The organism is Candidatus Protofrankia californiensis, assembly GCF_900634765.1.
Taxonomy (GTDB): Bacteria; Actinomycetota; Actinomycetes; order Frankiales; family Frankiaceae; genus Protofrankia; species Protofrankia californiensis.
This window is the reverse complement of the sequence record NZ_CAAAFT010000398.1, coordinates 1-1,380: the sequence shown is the minus strand read 5'-3', so window position 1 is coordinate 1,380 and position 1,380 is coordinate 1. Positions and strand designations below refer to the sequence as shown.

2 protein-coding genes are annotated in these 1,380 nt (G+C 72.3%); one reads left to right on the top strand and one right to left on the bottom strand.

The features are described 5' to 3' along the window. Positions 1-277: TetR/AcrR family transcriptional regulator C-terminal domain-containing protein (locus tag DD1DGNOD_RS20405; protein ID WP_206443333.1), on the top strand; the 277-nt coding region annotated here is incomplete at its 5' end. A 171-nt stretch (positions 278-448) separates the two neighbouring features. On the opposite strand, the gene DD1DGNOD_RS20400 is transcribed toward DD1DGNOD_RS20405, so the two are convergent. Next, complete coding sequence (locus DD1DGNOD_RS20400; RefSeq protein ID WP_241255867.1) at positions 449-1,378, bottom strand: zinc-binding dehydrogenase; 930 nt, start codon at positions 1,376-1,378, stop codon at positions 449-451. Between the last annotated feature and the right edge of the window lie 2 nt (positions 1,379-1,380).

The following is a 1,380-nucleotide window of genomic DNA, read 5'->3' as shown; positions in this document are numbered from 1 at the left end:
TCGTTTCCCCGATCTGTTCCGGACGATGTGGGCTTCGAGTGGCAAAGAGGTGATCGAAGCGTTGGCGGGCCGGATGGCCCGGCTGGCGCACGCCGGCCATCTGGAGATCACCGATCCCGCGGTGGCCGCGGCCCAGTTCGTCGGCCTCGTGCTGGGAGATCTGCCGCTGATGACGGTCTTCGCCCCGGACGCCGTGACGCCCGCCTACCGTGACGGGATCGCGAGCGCCGGCGTGGACACCTTCCTGCGCGCCTTCGGCCGCCGTCCGCCGAAGTGATCCGACCTCCGGGCCGAGCTCGTGCCGGTCCGCAGTCGCGTGACGCCTGATCCTGGTGGTCGTCGCCGGCAGGCCCCGGGCGAATGTTCGGCGGTGACCATCAGGAGCGCCCGGCGCGGACGGCAAAGCCCGGCTGCGCGGCCACGGATCCGGGGTCAGCGTCAGCGTCGGCTACGGATTCGGTCTGACGTCGAGCACGGCTTTGCCCCGGACGCGACGGGCGAGAAGCGCCTCGGCCGCCTGCGGAGCACGATCCCACCGGCTGCGCCAGTGGATCTGCGGATCAAGCGCCTTCTTCTCGAGGAGGCCGACCAGGTAGGCCAGGTCGGGACCGAAACCGGAGCCGAAGTCGGGGTGACCGACCACGAAGGGCTCGAGCCTCCGGTGGCCACCCCTGCGACGCTCCTGTTCGAAGTCGATAGTGGTCGGCTCGCCGGAGGCCATCCCGATGCTCTGGAGGCAACCGCCGTCGTCGAGGAGACTGAACGCGTCGGCCAGTTGCGTGCCGCCCACGTTCTCGAGCACGCCGAAGACGGGTGCGGTGACGTTCTCCAGGCCGACGACGATCTCGTCGGCCCCGATCTCGCGGAGCCCCTCACCGCGGGCCGGGCTACCCACGGACGCGATGACATGCGCGCCGGCACGGGCTGCGAGCTGCACCGCGAAGCGTCCGACACCGCCGGAGGCTCCCGTGATCAGGACGCGCCGGCCGACCACCGGACCAAGCCGCCGCAATGCCCGCAGCGCGGTGACACCCGCCACCGGCAGGGCGCTCGCGGCGCCGAGATCGACGGAATCGGGGACCACGGCCAGGTGCGCGGTGTCGACGGCCCGGCGTTCGGCCCAGGCCCCCGTCCAGCCGAAGGTCACGACGCGCGTGCCGGGCGGCGGTCCGGAGCCGTCGGCCGCGGCCTCGGCGACGACGCCCGCCGCGTCCCAGCCGAGGACGCTGCCCGGCTGCGTCCGCTCAGCCTTGAAGGCGAGTTCGCCGAAGTTGAGCGAGACCGCGTGGACCTCGAGCAGGGCCTGGACGCTGTGCGGCACCGGCTCCGCAACCGTACCGAGACGAAGGCCCGCGGGCGCGTCGGGGTCGTAGACCAAAG